Source organism: Ornithinimicrobium cavernae, assembly GCF_003121625.1.
Lineage (GTDB): Bacteria > Actinomycetota > Actinomycetes > Actinomycetales > Dermatophilaceae > Ornithinicoccus > Ornithinicoccus cavernae.
The window spans coordinates 170,230-183,503 of record NZ_QDDJ01000001.1; the positions used below are offsets into that span (position 1 = coordinate 170,230).

Here is a 13,274-nt window from a genome sequence, read left to right on the forward strand (position 1 = left end):
CCATGTCGTAGCGGTTTCGTCGGTCCCACAGGTGCCACTCTTTGTCCATCATGGTCCTGCTGCAGTATGTCGACCCACCCGGGCCGCTGTCCGGCCGGGTGGGCCGGTGGGCCGGGACGGCGCTCGCGCACCGCCCCGGCCACGGGGTCACGCCGGGTCGGCGACCGCCACCCGGGCGGCGCGCACCACCCGGTCACCGACCTTGAAGCCCGGCTGCATGACCTGGACGATGGTGGTCTCGGTCGCGCCCTCGGGCAGGTCCGCCTCCGGCAGGTGCATCAGCGCCTCGTGGAGGGCGGGGTCGAACACCTCACCGACCGCGCCGAGCCGCTCCACGCCGAACCGGCCCAGGGTGGTCTCGAGCTTGTCGGCGATGGCCAGCAACGGCCCCTCGGTGAGCTCACCGTGCTCCTTGGCCATGTGGAGGTCGTCCAGCAGCGGCAGCAGTGCCTCGACCACCACCAGGGTGCCGGCCTCGCGGTCCCTGGCCCGGTCGCGGTCGACGCGGCGCTTGTAGTTGACGTACTCCGCCTGGAGACGGCGCAGGTCCTCGAGCCGGTCTGCCGCGAGCTGGGTGTCGGGGTGGTCCTCTGCGGACACCCCGGCCTCGCCGGGGAGCGCCTCGCCGACGTCACCGGCGAAGGCGTCGTCGCCCGCAGCGAGCACCTCGGCGTCCGCGGTGTCGCCGGCCGGAGCCGCTGCAGCGGCCGGCTCGCGGACCTGGCCCGTCTCCGGGTCCAACCGTCGCTTGTCGCGGATCACCGGGCCGGTGTGGCCCTCGGACTCACGGTCCTGTGGCACACCGGCACCGGTGCTGTCGGTCACTTGGTCTCCTCGTCGTCGACAACCTCGGCGTCGACGACGTCGTCGGCCGCGGCGCTCTGACCGCCGGCACCGTCGCCACCGGCCGAACCGGCACCGGCGCCGGGGAAGCCGTCACCACCGGGGAAGCCGGCACCGGGGGCACCGTCGCCACCCTCGGCCTGCTGCGCGGCGTAGATCGCCGACCCCATCTTCTGGCTCTCGGTGGAGAGGGTCTCCATCTTGGCCTTGATGTCGTCGGGGCTCGCGCCGGACTCCGGCTTGAGCGCCTCCTTGAGGTCGTTCAGCGCGGTGTCGACCGTGCCGCGCAGGTCCTCGGGGACCTTGTCGCCGGAGTCGGTCAGGAACTTCTCGGTGGAGTAGACCAGCTGCTCGGCGGTGTTGCGGGTCTCGGTCTCCTCGCGCCGCTTCTTGTCCTCCTCGGCGTGCGCCTCGGCGTCCTTGACCATGCGCTCGATCTCCTCCTTCGGCAGCGCGGAGCCGCCGGAGATGGTCATCGACTGCTCCTTGCCCGTGCCGCGGTCCTTGGCGGAGACGTGCACGATGCCGTTGGCGTCGATGTCGAAGGTGACCTCGATCTGCGGGATACCACGCGGGGCCGGCGCGATGCCGGTCAGCTCGAAGTTGCCCAGGGGCTTGTTGTGCTGCGCGATCTCACGCTCACCCTGGAAGACTTGGATGCCCACCGACGGCTGGTTGTCACTGGCCGTGGTGAAGACCTCGCTGCGCTTGGTCGGGATGGCCGTGTTGCGCTCGATGAGGCGGGTCATGATGCCGCCCTGGGTCTCGATGCCCAGGCTCAGCGGGGTGACGTCGATGAGCAGCACGTCCTTGCGCTCGCCCTTGAGGACACCGGCCTGCAGGGACGCGCCGACGGCGACGACCTCGTCCGGGTTGACGCCCTTGTTGGGCTCCTGGCCACCGGTGAGCTTCTTGACCAGGTCGGTGACGGCCGGCATCCGGGTGGAGCCACCGACCAGGACGACGTGGTCGATCTCGCTCACGGAGATGCCGGCGTCCTTGATGACCTGCTCGAACGGTGCCTTGGTGCGCTCCAGCAGGTCAGTGGTCATCTGCTCGAACTGCGCGCGCGTCAGCGACTCGTCCAGGTGGATCGGGCCGTTCTCGCTCATCGACAGGAACTGCAGGTTGATGCTGGTGTTGGTGGAGGTCGACAGCTCCTTCTTGGCCTGCTCCGCAGCGTCACGCAGGCGCTGCATGGCGATCTTGTCCTTGGCCAGGTCGACACCCGTCGTGTTCTTGACGGTGGTCAGCAGGTGGTTGACGATGCGCTCGTCCCAGTCGTCACCACCGAGCTTGTTGTCGCCGTGGGTGGCGCGGACCTGGATGGTCGCGAAGCCGTCCTCGGCGTCCTTGCCCACCTCGAGGAGGGACACATCGAAGGTGCCACCACCGAGGTCGAAGACGAGGATGAGCTCGTCCTCCTTGCCCTTGTCCAGCCCGTAGGCCAGCGCGGCGGCGGTCGGCTCGTTGACGATGCGCAGCACGTTGAGGCCGGCGATCTCGCCCGCCTCCTTGGTGGACTGGCGCTCGGCGTCGTCGAAGTAGGCCGGCACGGTGATGACCGCGTCGGTCACGTCCTCACCCAGGTAGGACTCGGCGTCCCGCTTGAGCTTCATCAGGATGCGGGCGCTGATCTCCTGCGCGGTGTACTTCTTGTCGTCGATCTCCTGGCTCCAGTCGGTGCCCATGTGGCGCTTGACGGAGCGGATGGTGCGGTCGACGTTGGTGACCGCCTGACGCTTGGCGATCTCACCGACGAGGACCTCACCGCTCTTGGTGAAGCTGACGACGGACGGGGTGGTGCGCCCACCCTCGGCGTTGGCGATGATCTGCGGCTCCCCGCCCTCGAGGACGGCGACCGCCGAGTTGGTGGTCCCGAGGTCGATCCCGACTGCACGTCCCATGCGTTGACTCTCCTGTATGTCGTGTGGTGGCCGCAGCGCGTCTGCCCGGCCAGATCTCCGGTCCCCAACTTCCTCCACAGACCCGGTCATTGTCAAACTGGGACTCAGTGAAGTTGAGTACATGTCACTCAACTAAGGATAGGGGCCCACTATTCCGGCGAGAGGCTCACCTGCCATCTGCCATCGGTGGTATGATCGGATCATACCGAGGAGGTAGGCATGGCAGTCCGCAAGGTGGCAGTGACGCTCCCCGAGGAGCTGTACAAGATGGTGGAACAGGCCCGCTCGATAGAGCACCGGAGTCGGTCGGAAGTCATCCAGGAGGCATTGCGCACTCATTTCGGCGAGCCCGCCTACCGTCCGACCGAAGAGGAACGTGCAGCCCTCGTCGCAGCACTGGATGCCGCCCAGGCGGACCCCGAGTCGCTGCACGAGTGGTCAGACGTCCGCAAGACGCTCCCTGGTCGACGTTGAGGATCGTCCTCACCCCGCACGCGGTGGGCGATGTCGAAGAGGCCTGTGACCACTACGCCGGCATCGACCCGAAGCTCAGCCCACGCTTCGCCGACGACGTCGACGCGGCCATCGAGCGGATCGTCATGTTTCCCAGAGGAGCACCGGCGGTTGACGGGTTCGACAAGCTCCGCAGAGCCCGGATGCGGCGGTTCCCCTACGGAATCTTCTACCAGCAGACCCCGACTGGCGACCTGCTCGTCGTCCGGGTGCTGCACTCCCGGCGGCACTATCCAGATGCCCTCGAAGGCTAACGACCCCAGCCAGACCGGCCCCGAGAAGCGATCCTCACCGGAACGAAGCCGAACCGCAATCTGAGGATTCCGACAAGTTGGTGACACAGTCGGCGTCCCACGAACGTGTCAGTCTGCAGGTCACACCCCTGCTCCCACGACAGAGTGCGTGAGAACCTCCACGCCTATGGGCTCACGCACGCAGGAATCGCAGCACCGCCAGGACACGCCGGTGCGAGCGCTCGTCGGCGTCGAGGTCGAGCTTGGTGAAGATGTTGCGCACGTGCCCCTCGACGGTCTTGGGGCTCACGTGCAACTCCGAGCAGAGACCCGCGTTGGTGAGGCCCTGAGCCATGAGGGCCAGCACCTGGCGCTCGCGGGCGCTGAGTCGGTCGAGCGGGTCATCGCGGCGGCGCCTGGCGACCAGCCGGCTCACGAGCTCGGAGTCGAGGACGACATCGCCGGTGGCCACGCGCCGCACGTCGGCAGCGAACGCGCTGAGGTCGGAGACCCGGTCCTTGAGGAGGTAGCCCACACCCCCGTCGAAGTCGGTCATCAGCCGCATCGCGTGGTGGACCTCGACGTGCTGTGAGAGGAGCATCAGCCCGACCCCTGGCGCGAACGCGCGGATCTCGGCCGCGGCGTCGATGCCTTCACTGCCGAACCCTGGCGGCATCCGCAGGTCGATCACGGCGACGTCGGGAGTGTCGCGCCGGGCGAGGTCCACGAGCGACGGTGCGTCACCCGCCTGCCCGACCACCTCGAACCCGGAGTCGGTGAGGATCCGCGCCAAACCCTCGCGGAGGAGGACGGAGTCGTCGGCGAGGATCACCCGCACGCCAACACCGTCCTTACCGTGGTTCCTCCGCCGCCCGGCAGGCTGACGACCTCCAACCGCGCGCCGAGGGCGGACAGCCGGTCGGCCAGCCCCTGCAGGCCGCCGCCCGGCTCGAGGGCTGCGCCGCCGATGCCGTCGTCACTCACCTCAACAGTGAGGCGGTCCTCGTCGAGAGACACGTCGACAACGACGACACTCGCGTGGGCGTGGCGGGCCGCGTTGGTGAGGGCCTCGCTGATCATGAAGTAGGCGGTGGCCTCGACCTCGGACGGGAGCCTCCAACCCAGCGCGACGTGGAGCCGCACGAGGACCGGTGACCGGTCGACGAGGTTGGCCAGGGCTGCCTCGAGTCCGTCCTGGGTGAGCACCGCCGGGTGCACTCCCCGGGCCATCTCGCGCAGCTCGGAGGTCGCGTCGAGCAGCTGCTGGCGGGCGAGTTCGGCTCGTCGCACCAGGTCCGCGTCACCCGCCGCCGCAGCACGCTCCACCAGCGCGCCGAGCTCCATGCCGAGCGACACGAGCCGCTGCTGGGCACCATCGTGGAGGTTGCGCTCGATCCGGCGCCGGGCAGCGTCCTCCGCGGTGACGATCCGGCGCGCCGCCGCTTGCAGCTCGGCAGTCTGGCAGGCGATCTGCTCGAGGCGGGCGCGGTGGTCGATGACCAGCCCGGTCTGCGCGACCAGATCGCCGAGGAGCTGGTCCTCACTCGGTGCCAGCGGCTCGCCGGGCGCCTTGGTCAGCACGAGAGCCCCCTGCACGACGCCGTCGTGCCACACGGGCCGCACCACCTCCCGCCGGCCGCCGAGCTCGGCCAGCGAGCGTGCCTCTCTCGCGGGTCGGGTGGGCCAGGCGGCGACCACCTCCATCCGCTCCGCGTCGCCGACCCAGACCACGACCTCGGAGGCACTCACACCGCCGGCGATCGTCGCGGCAAGGCCCTCCAACAGTCCTGCGTCGTCGCGAGCCAGTTGGGCCGAGAGGCGCGACAGCGTCTCGTACGGCGTCGCGCGCCGACCGTAGACGAGCCGATCCACGAGCGTTTGTGCGCGCCGTCGCACGGGCTCGAACACGACCGCCACGGCGGCCGTCGCAGCAAGGGCGAGCACCCGGTCCGACACCGGGAGCAGAGCGCCCACCCCGACCACCACGCCGACGTAGCCGACGGAGATCAGCAGCAGCAAGATGCCGCCGACGAGCGTCCTGCTGATCACCAAGTCGATGTCGTAGAGCCGGTATCGGACGATCGCCACACCCGCCGCGAGCGGCACCAGGGGGAGGGTGAGCAGCCCGAGCAGCGGCGTCCCCCAGGCGATCTGCCCGGCAAACAGGAGCAGCAGGGACACGGCCACGGCGAACACGAACCACCGCAGCTGGCGGACCTCGTCGCCGTCGGCCCGCCGCAGCCGCGTGACAACCGCGGCGGCCCACATCACCTGGAAGGCGGAGTAGCCGAAGATCATCAGCGGCCAGCCGATGGCCCGGGCGGTGTCCCCACCACCGAGGGTGAACGGGAAGGTGAGATCGCTGCTGCGCCAGTCGTCTTCGATGGGCCACAGTGCGGACGCCAACGCGATCAGGATCGCCAGCCCCACCATGGCGTGTGATGCGACGCGCCACCGTGGTGACAGGTGTTGGCCCGTCGGAAACACCATCACGGCAACGCCAGCGGCCGCCATCACCAGCGGCACCAGCCAGATCGACACCCATGACAGCCACGCGGCTCCAGGAAGAGCAGGGTCGTGCAGGCCGGTCTGGCGACCGAAGTACATGAGGGCAGCCGCCAGCCCGAGCCCGACGAACAGCTGCCCCACGCGGTGTCCCGACCGTGCGCGGAGCACGTGCAGCCCGACACCCGCGAAGGTGAGCGCGAGGAGCGCATTGTGGAGGTTGCCGACGTGAAAGCCCAGCGTCGCGCCGTACGCCACCAACCCGAGGACGAGCAGGGCCAGGCTGCCGACCGCGACCTCCCTCCCGAGCGAGGGCACATCGTGGTACCCCGACTGGTCGGCGGCGACGGCCGGGTTCATCTTCAGATCATGGCACGGTCAGGGTGTCCGCGTACCAGGGTTGACCCTCGAGGTGGGCCCGGGTCTGCCCGCATGTGCTGGGCCCGGGATCGGCGGAATGTGGAGGCATGACCACCCTCCGCAACTCCCACACCGCCGCGACTGCCACGCCACGTCTCAACCGCCTGGGCTTCGTGTCCCTGATCGTCGGTGGCGCCGCGTTCTTCGCCAGCGGTCCGCTCCATCCCACGGGAAGCGACGAGGGCGACAAGACTGAGCAGCTCCACTCGATGCTCGTCGACACCGCCTGGTATCCGGCCCACCTCGTGGCACTCCTGGGCTTCGCCTGCGTCGCTGCCGGACTCCTTGCGCTCGGGCACGACCAGACGATCCGCGACCGCCTCGGCAGGCTGCTGCCGATCAGTGCGACGGTTGCGGTCGTCGCCGTCCTCGGTGCCGTGATCCACCTCTTCGCCGCCACCCAGGCTGCCGCGATCGAGCACGGCGGCACGACACCGCTGGTGGCCGCCTTCATGGGTGTCGAGACGATCGTCAACCCCGCATGGGGCCTCTCGGTCGCAGCACTCGCTGTCGCCGGCGGCCGCACCCGCGCCCTGGGCAACAGGATCGTTCTCCCCCTCGGCCTGCTCGGCGGCCTCGCGTTCGCCCTCGCCACGGCCACGATCGCCTTCATCGACACCTTCGACCCGCTGTTCCCAGTTGCCGGCCTGGCCGGAATCTGGCTGGTCGCGACCGGTGTCATCGGCCTCACCCGCAGACCAGCGCTGGTTGCCGGGCAGAGCCCCCGAGCGTCCGCGCACGGAGCCATGTCCGCACCCGAAGCCTCCCGGAGAGGACTCTGGTCATGACCGCTCGAGTCGTCCTCGTCACCGGCGCCGGACGCGGCATCGGTCGCGCCATCGCCGTCCGCCTAGCCCGTTCAGGCTGGCAGGTATACGCCGGCGTGCGCTCGGACGTTGCCGCCAGGCAGCTGGCCGCGGAGTCCGCCCGGATCACCCCGGTTGAGCTCGACGTCACCATCCCCGAGCACGTGGCCGCACTCGACCGCGTTCTCCCAGAGCGTCTCGACGCCCTGGTGAACAACGCCGGCATCGGGGTCGGCGGACCGCTCGAGACGCTGTCCCGGGCCGACATGCACGAACAGTTCGACGTCAACCTGATCGGACCACTCGCGCTGACCCGGGCCGTGCTGCCCCGGCTTCGCCGCTCCGGTGGACGCGTCGTGTTCATCTCCTCGATCAACGGCCGGGTGTCCTTCCCGTTCACCGGGATCTACAACGCCTCGAAGTACGCGACCGAGGCGGTGGCCGACTGCCTGCGCGTTGAGCTGCGCCCCTTCGCGGTGCAGGTCGCCCTCGTCGAACCGGGCGTCATCGACACCGACCCGTGGCACGAGATGGACCAGCTCCTCGACGATCTCGAGGCCGGCCTCGACCCCGACCACCGGAAGCTCTACGCGCCGCACTTCGCCGGCGAGCGCCAGCTCATCGCGAAGCTCCGCAGGAACGCCAAGCCGCCCGAGCGCGTCGCCGCCGCCGTCGAGCGCCAGCTGACCCGGCGGCGGATGCGGGCACGCTCCCTGGTGGGTGCGGACGCCCGGGCGATCCTCGCGATGAAGGCCCTGCTGCCGACGCGCGGTCTCGACGCGATGTGGGCTCAGGGCATCGAGCACAAGCCCATGGAAGGGGCTACACCATGAGGGCACGGCGCCGCCTCGGGTGGCTCGACCCGCAGCGGCCCGGTCGGCAGCCTGGACTGCGTCCTCTGGAAGCACTCCCAGTGCCTGGGCGCGCTGCGATGGAGTCTCGTGAGGTCGCCTGGGCGTCCATGCGCACGGGTCCTTCACCCGACACGCCGCGGGGTCGGTGAAGGAGCGGTGCACCGGCGAGCGTGTGTGAGCAGCATGGTCTGTGGTCAGCAGTTCGCTGCAGCGGAAAGGCACCGCCTGCGCACGGACGGCGGCATCGCGACCAAAGGAGTAGCACCGATGGTGGAGCTCATCCGGGCATACCGTTCGCCGTGAATGACCGGTGACCTGGACGAGCTGCGCACCCTCGCGCGGACCTTCCTGGAGAAGGAGTCGGTCCCGAACCATGCGCGCTGGGCCGAGCAGCAGCCGGTCGATCCGGAGCACTGGCTGGCCGCCGGCTCCGCGGGGCTGCTGTGCCTGAGTGTCCCGGAGGAGTACGGCGGCGGGGGCGGGACCTTCGCCCACGAGGCCGTCCTCCTCGAGGAGCAGGCCTATGCCGGGGACGACGCCTGGGGCAACAGCGTCCACAGCGGGATCGTCGCGCACTACCTCCTGGCCTACGGCACCGAGGAGCAGAAGCGCCGGTGGCTGCCCCGGATGGCGAGCGACGAGCTCGTCGGTGCCATCGCGAGGACCGAGCCGGGCACCGGCTCGGACCTGCAGTCGATCCGGACCTCGGCGCGGCGGGAGCGTGCGGACTACGTCGCCAACGGCTCCAAGACCTTCATCACCAACGACAGCCTCGCGGGCCTCGTCCTCAGCCGTGCCGCCGGAACGCCTCGGCCATGGCCGGGGCACACCAGCCGCCCGACCGGTCGCGCAGCATCGACATGGCCGCATCGGCACCGCCAGCCTGATGAAGCAGCAGTGCCTGGGTGGCGACCTCGCTCCCGCGCGCTGGGAGGGCAATCTCCGCCCTCGCCAGCCCGTGTGGTCCGCCCCTGCCGTCCCAGCGCTCGAACTGCTGGGAGATCGAGTCCGCAACCCCTCGTCCGAGCCCGAGTCGCCCGGCGAGCACTGCACCGGTGTCGCAGATGGACGCAAAGAGGTCGCGTCCGTGCAGCAGGTCGCCGGCCATCGCCCGCCCGACCAGCAACAGACGTTGCGGTCCGCTCCCGCGGCCCGTGCCGAGGTGAGGGCCAGCATCTCTCGGCGGTTCCCGAAGTCAGCGGGCTGGGAGATCCGTCGGGACACGAGCTCGCCGCCGAACAACCTGGCCTCCAGCGAGGCGGTCGCGGTGCTCCCGGGATGCCGCATGAGCGAGGCTAAGTAGACATCGCGGAGATCCTCCACCGGCAGCCCCAGTGCCCGACCGAGGCCGGTCGCCAGCAGGCATGACCGGACCGCCTGCTCCGGTGGCTGGCCATCCCGAGGTCCGTGGCCACCGACAGCGCGGCGAGAAGGTCGGACAGCCGCAGATCCGCACCGGTGCCCACTCTTCATCTCACCACGATCGAGCGCCCGTCGCACCGTGCAGTCCGGCGCCGTCCAGCCGGACGACCGCCACCTCGACCTCATCGCGCCGGACCCTCTGAGCGGGCAGCCGCCGCTCCGGGGTGCAGCGCCGGACCGCCGGTGACACGGTGGGCTGATGGCGGGAGACACCTCGACATCGCGGGCCGGCCCCACGCAGCGCGCCACCGAGCGGCTCGAGCGCTACCGGCAGATGCGCGACTTCTCGCGCACGCCCGAGCCGAGCGGTGAGACCCCTGCCCTCGCCGGGGACGGGGACCGGGTCTTCGTCGTGCAGCGGCACCGGGCCACCGCCCGGCACTACGACTTCCGCCTGGAGGTGGACGGGACGCTGGCGAGCTGGGCGGTGCCCAAGGGACCCACCCTCGACCCGGACGTGCGGCGGCTTGCCATCCACGTCGAGGACCACCCCATGGAGTACCTGCACTTCGAGGGCGTGATTCCCGCGGGCGAGTACGGCGGCGGGGACGTCATCGTCTGGGACACCGGCACGTGGGAGCCCGGGGCGGACGAGGACCCGGCGACCGCCCTCAGGAACGGCACGCTGCACGTGATCCTGCACGGCGAGAAGCTGCGTGGCCAGTTCATGCTGGTCCGCACGGCCCGGCAGCAGGGCGACAAGGAGCAGTGGCTGCTCTTCCACAAGCGCGACGAGCACGCCGCGCACGGCTGGGACGCCGAGGACCTCCCGCGGTCGGTGCTCAGCGATCGCACCAACGAGGAGGTGAGGGCCGACCCGGACGCCCTCTGGCACTCGGACCGCCCCGCCGCCGAGGCAGCGGAGTCGCTGCGCGTGGCACCACCCGACCCGCCGTCCGAGGACGAGCTCGCGGCCCTGGCGGAGCTGGGCTCCTCAGGCAGCTGGGAGGTCTACGGACGGTCGCTGCGGCTGACCAACCTGGACAAGGTCCTGTTCCCGGCCCGGGAGGGCGAGGAGGCGGTCACCAAGCGCGAGTTCATCCGGTATGCCGCACAGATAGCCCCCGTGCTCCTCCCCTATGTCTCGGGTCGGGCGCTCAACCTGCACCGGTACCCCGACGGCGCGCAGGGCAAGGGCTTCTGGCACAAGGAGCTGCCCGACCACGCCCCCGACTGGTTGCCCCGCTGGGACAACCCCGACGCCGACCCCGGCGAGACACGGACCTACCTGGTCGTGGACGAGGCGGCGGCGCTGGTCTGGGCGGCCAACTTCGGTGCCCTGGAGTGGCACCCGTGGACCTCTCCGACGCAGGCCCCGGACTGCCCGTCCTACGTCATGTTCGACATCGACCCCGGCGAGCGCACCACGTGGGCGCAGACCCTGGAGCTCGCGCGACTGCACCGGACGGCCTTCGAGCACCTGGAGCTGCGGGCCTACCCGAAGGTGACCGGGCGCCGCGGCCTCCAGGTCTGGGTGCCGATCCGGCGGGGCCCCAGCTTCGCCGACACGCGCGCCTGGGCCGAGACCGTCTCCCGCAGCGTCGGGGCGGTGCTGCCGGAGCTGGTGAGCTGGCGCTGGGAGGTCCGCAGCCGCAAGGGGCTGGCGCGCCTGGACTACACCCAGAACGCCGTCAACAAGACCCTCGTCGCGCCCTACAGCCCCCGTCCCTCCGCGGGCGCGCCGGTGTCCGCGCCGATCACCTGGGACGAGCTCGACGACCCCGACCTGCGACCCGACCGCTGGACGATCCGGACGGTCCTGGACCGCCTCGAGGACACCGGCGACCTGTTCCGCGGCGTGCTCCACGGCGACCAGCAGCTGCCCCGGGTCCGCTGAGGGCCGAGCCGTCTCACGGAGGACCCGCACCGGGCCCCGACGACACCAGACGCGTGCCCGAAGCGGCGATATCGGACTCACCGGCCCGCCACCCCACCACCACTCAGGGAGCTCGCCTACCCTGGCCTCGCCTGCTCGCCCCCCGGGGCGGAACAGACCGAGTCTCCGAGGGCCTCAGGAGGTCCCACACCATGGTCCAACGGATCTGGGCGCTGCGCACCGCCCTGACCGTCATCCTCGCCCTGGTCGCCGGTCCGGCACCAGCACTCGTCACCGACACCGCCCAGGCGGCCCCCACCGCCCGGGCCGCCACACCACCGCTCAGCGGCTTCTTCGTCTCCGCGGGCAGCACCGATGCGGAGAACACCACGACCCTGCGTCAGATCAAGCAGGTCGGCGGCGACACCGTGGTGACCTTCGGCAACACCCTGCGCACGAGCTCGCTGGACGGCCAGGACCGGATCCGGACCGGCGGCGAGATCGACCCCGCCTTCACGGCCTGCCGGATCGACGGCCGGCCCTGCGCCACCGCGATGGCGGCGGAGGGGAGGATCCGCCGAGTCCTCACCTTCGCCAACCACAGCCACTTCACCCAGGGCGCCCTGCAGTGTCCGCTGGACCGGGCGATCACCAGCCGTGGCCAGCGGTTCACGCTGCTGATGATCCCGACCGGGGGCGAGGGCTGCACCTCGGCCGACGGCCGGTACGACCTGGTCGCGATCCACGGAGGCGCCGCGAAGGGCATCGACCGGACGGTCTCGCTGCTCGCCGCCGCGGACCGGGCCGGGATGGCGGTCTACGTCGGGATGCCGTCGGTCGAGAAGCGCACGGACGTCCCGTGGCTGCCGGACCTGAGCTACCAGGACACGTTCGCCGAGTTCACCGACCGGTTCCTGCGCTACCACAAGGCGGTCGGCGCCACCGCGGCGCTCGCCGGTTTCTACCACCACACCGAGATGCCGGTGGCCGCCGGGGACGTCTGGCAGCCGGTGCTCGACCTGTACCGCCTGCAGAACCGGGCCATCGCCCGGATCCTCCCCGGCAGGGCCGCCCTGGTGTCGCCGTACCTCGACAACCGGAGGTCCGCGAACCCGGGCACGGACCGCGAGGAGCTGTCGGCGAAGACCAGGGACGGGGCGAGGGCGATCGCGGAGACCGCCTCCGGCGTGCCGTTGACGATCGCCCTCCAGGACGGGATGGGGACCGGCAAGGGTGGCTCCTACCTGGTGAACGAGCGCAACGGCCCGGTGGACCCGCATACCGCGGCCTTCGTGGGTGAGGGCACCTGGGACAACACCTACGTGATGCCGGTCAGTGACTCCTTCCGTGCGGCCAGCGCGGGGCTCGAGGGCACGGGCGCGAGGCTGTGGGCCAACGTGGAGGGGATGACCCCGCAGGGCGGTGCGGGCGACACCGGCTGCGGCGCCGGCGGGCCCCGCGGCAAGACCACCAAGGACCGGCTGGACCGCCAGGTGCAGGCGGTCGCTCGCTACACGGCCAAGAACATCTCGTTCCGGTGGGATCCCTACTACACGTGCCAGGTGAGCGGCACCACGCTGGCCGAGGCGCTCCGGCACCACGTCAGCACGCCGCTGATCACGAACGCCGCCCTGAACCCGCAGAAGAACGCCCTGTGGGTGGCCGGCTACAACCTGGCCGGCTCGACGGCCACGGTGAAGTACACCGACACCCACGGCAGGGTGCGCACGGCCACCGCCCAGATCAGCGCGTTCTCGCCCGGCTACGGTCGCCACGCCCGTCTGGACCGGGGGCTGGAGGGCGCGACCTACCCGGTCACCTTCACCGAGCCGCAGCGCGGGAAGATCTTCATCGTCTCGGTGACCAGCCGGACTGGTGGACCCGGGAGCCGCAGCTTCTCCCTGCGCTACTAGGGAAGAGTCGCTGCTACTGGGCCGGAGTCGCTGCGCCGGGCG

At 70.7% G+C, this 13,274-nt stretch carries 11 protein-coding genes and 1 pseudogene; 7 read left to right on the top strand and 5 right to left on the bottom strand.

The genetic code is table 11. From position 1 onward, the window contains the following. Positions 1-147: 147 nt before the first annotated feature. Together DA085_RS00825 and dnaK are read right to left on the bottom strand one after the other, a co-directional pair. A complete protein-coding gene (locus DA085_RS00825) occupies positions 148-825 on the bottom strand; it encodes a nucleotide exchange factor GrpE (protein WP_237565234.1) in 678 nt (225 codons plus the stop codon). Further along, on the bottom strand, positions 822-2,750 hold the full coding sequence (gene dnaK, locus DA085_RS00830; RefSeq protein WP_109471034.1) for a molecular chaperone DnaK: 1,929 nt from the start codon (positions 2,748-2,750) through the stop codon (positions 822-824). The genes DA085_RS00825 and dnaK overlap by 4 nt, the downstream gene beginning before the upstream one ends. A gap of 219 nt (positions 2,751-2,969) precedes the next feature. On the opposite strand from dnaK, the gene DA085_RS21095 reads away from it, so the two are divergent. Continuing rightward, positions 2,970-3,224: a ribbon-helix-helix protein, CopG family gene (locus tag DA085_RS21095; RefSeq protein WP_161958367.1), complete on the top strand. Its 255-nt coding sequence runs from the start codon at positions 2,970-2,972 to the stop codon at positions 3,222-3,224. After that, entirely contained in the window at positions 3,185-3,517 is a 333-nt protein-coding gene (locus tag DA085_RS21100) for a type II toxin-antitoxin system RelE/ParE family toxin (protein ID WP_272914460.1), read from the top strand. The genes DA085_RS21095 and DA085_RS21100 overlap by 40 nt, the downstream gene beginning before the upstream one ends. Before the next feature lie 172 nt (positions 3,518-3,689). On the opposite strand, the gene DA085_RS00840 is transcribed toward DA085_RS21100, so the two are convergent. Together DA085_RS00840 and DA085_RS00845 are read right to left on the bottom strand one after the other, a co-directional pair. Beyond that, positions 3,690-4,334 carry a response regulator transcription factor gene (locus DA085_RS00840; protein ID WP_109471036.1) on the bottom strand — a complete coding sequence of 215 codons (645 nt, stop codon included), beginning with the start codon at positions 4,332-4,334 and terminating at the stop codon, positions 3,690-3,692. Beyond that, positions 4,325-6,361 carry a sensor histidine kinase gene (locus tag DA085_RS00845; protein WP_109471037.1) on the bottom strand — a complete coding sequence of 679 codons (2,037 nt, stop codon included), beginning with the start codon at positions 6,359-6,361 and terminating at the stop codon, positions 4,325-4,327. The genes DA085_RS00840 and DA085_RS00845 overlap by 10 nt, the downstream gene beginning before the upstream one ends. Positions 6,362-6,468: 107 nt before the next feature. Here DA085_RS00845 and DA085_RS00850 point away from each other — a divergent pair, with 107 nt between their 5' ends. From DA085_RS00850 to DA085_RS21250, 3 genes and pseudogenes are all read left to right on the top strand, one after another. Next, the gene (locus DA085_RS00850) at positions 6,469-7,209 is read left to right on the top strand and encodes a hypothetical protein (RefSeq protein WP_109471038.1); all 741 of its coding nucleotides are present in this window, start codon (positions 6,469-6,471) and stop codon (positions 7,207-7,209) included. Then, complete coding sequence (locus DA085_RS00855) at positions 7,206-8,060, top strand: SDR family oxidoreductase (protein ID WP_109471039.1); 855 nt, start codon at positions 7,206-7,208, stop codon at positions 8,058-8,060. The genes DA085_RS00850 and DA085_RS00855 overlap by 4 nt, the downstream gene beginning before the upstream one ends. A 324-nt stretch (positions 8,061-8,384) precedes the next feature. After that, positions 8,385-8,816, top strand: a pseudogene (locus DA085_RS21250) (acyl-CoA dehydrogenase family protein); the annotation flags it as partial. A 52-nt stretch (positions 8,817-8,868) separates the two neighbouring features. Here DA085_RS21250 and DA085_RS21255 read toward each other — a convergent pair. Beyond that, positions 8,869-9,207 carry an HD-GYP domain-containing protein gene (locus DA085_RS21255; RefSeq protein ID WP_202619053.1) on the bottom strand — a complete coding sequence of 113 codons (339 nt, stop codon included), beginning with the start codon at positions 9,205-9,207 and terminating at the stop codon, positions 8,869-8,871. A 495-nt stretch (positions 9,208-9,702) separates the two neighbouring features. Between DA085_RS21255 and ligD the strand changes: the two genes are divergently transcribed. Together ligD and DA085_RS00870 are read left to right on the top strand one after the other, a co-directional pair. Further along, entirely contained in the window at positions 9,703-11,340 is a 1,638-nt protein-coding gene (gene ligD, locus DA085_RS00865; protein ID WP_109471041.1) for a non-homologous end-joining DNA ligase, read from the top strand. A gap of 191 nt (positions 11,341-11,531) precedes the next feature. Continuing rightward, on the top strand, positions 11,532-13,232 hold the full coding sequence (locus DA085_RS00870; RefSeq protein ID WP_109471042.1) for a hypothetical protein: 1,701 nt from the start codon (positions 11,532-11,534) through the stop codon (positions 13,230-13,232). Positions 13,233-13,274 lie beyond the last annotated feature (42 nt).

Excerpts from the sequence above, each read along its gene's own strand:
- dnaK (WP_109471034.1), bottom strand. The coding sequence starts at position 2,750 with ATGGGACGTGCAGTCGGGATCGACCTCGGGACCACCAACTCGGCGGTC.
- DA085_RS00845 (WP_109471037.1), bottom strand. The coding sequence starts at position 6,361 with ATGAACCCGGCCGTCGCCGCCGACCAGTCGGGGTACCACGATGTGCCC.
- DA085_RS00855 (WP_109471039.1), top strand. The coding sequence starts at position 7,206 with ATGACCGCTCGAGTCGTCCTCGTCACCGGCGCCGGACGCGGCATCGGT.
- ligD (WP_109471041.1), top strand. The coding sequence starts at position 9,703 with ATGGCGGGAGACACCTCGACATCGCGGGCCGGCCCCACGCAGCGCGCC.
- DA085_RS00870 (WP_109471042.1), top strand. The coding sequence starts at position 11,532 with ATGGTCCAACGGATCTGGGCGCTGCGCACCGCCCTGACCGTCATCCTC.
- DA085_RS21095 (WP_161958367.1), top strand. The coding sequence starts at position 2,970 with ATGGCAGTCCGCAAGGTGGCAGTGACGCTCCCCGAGGAGCTGTACAAG.
- DA085_RS00850 (WP_109471038.1), top strand. The coding sequence starts at position 6,469 with ATGACCACCCTCCGCAACTCCCACACCGCCGCGACTGCCACGCCACGT.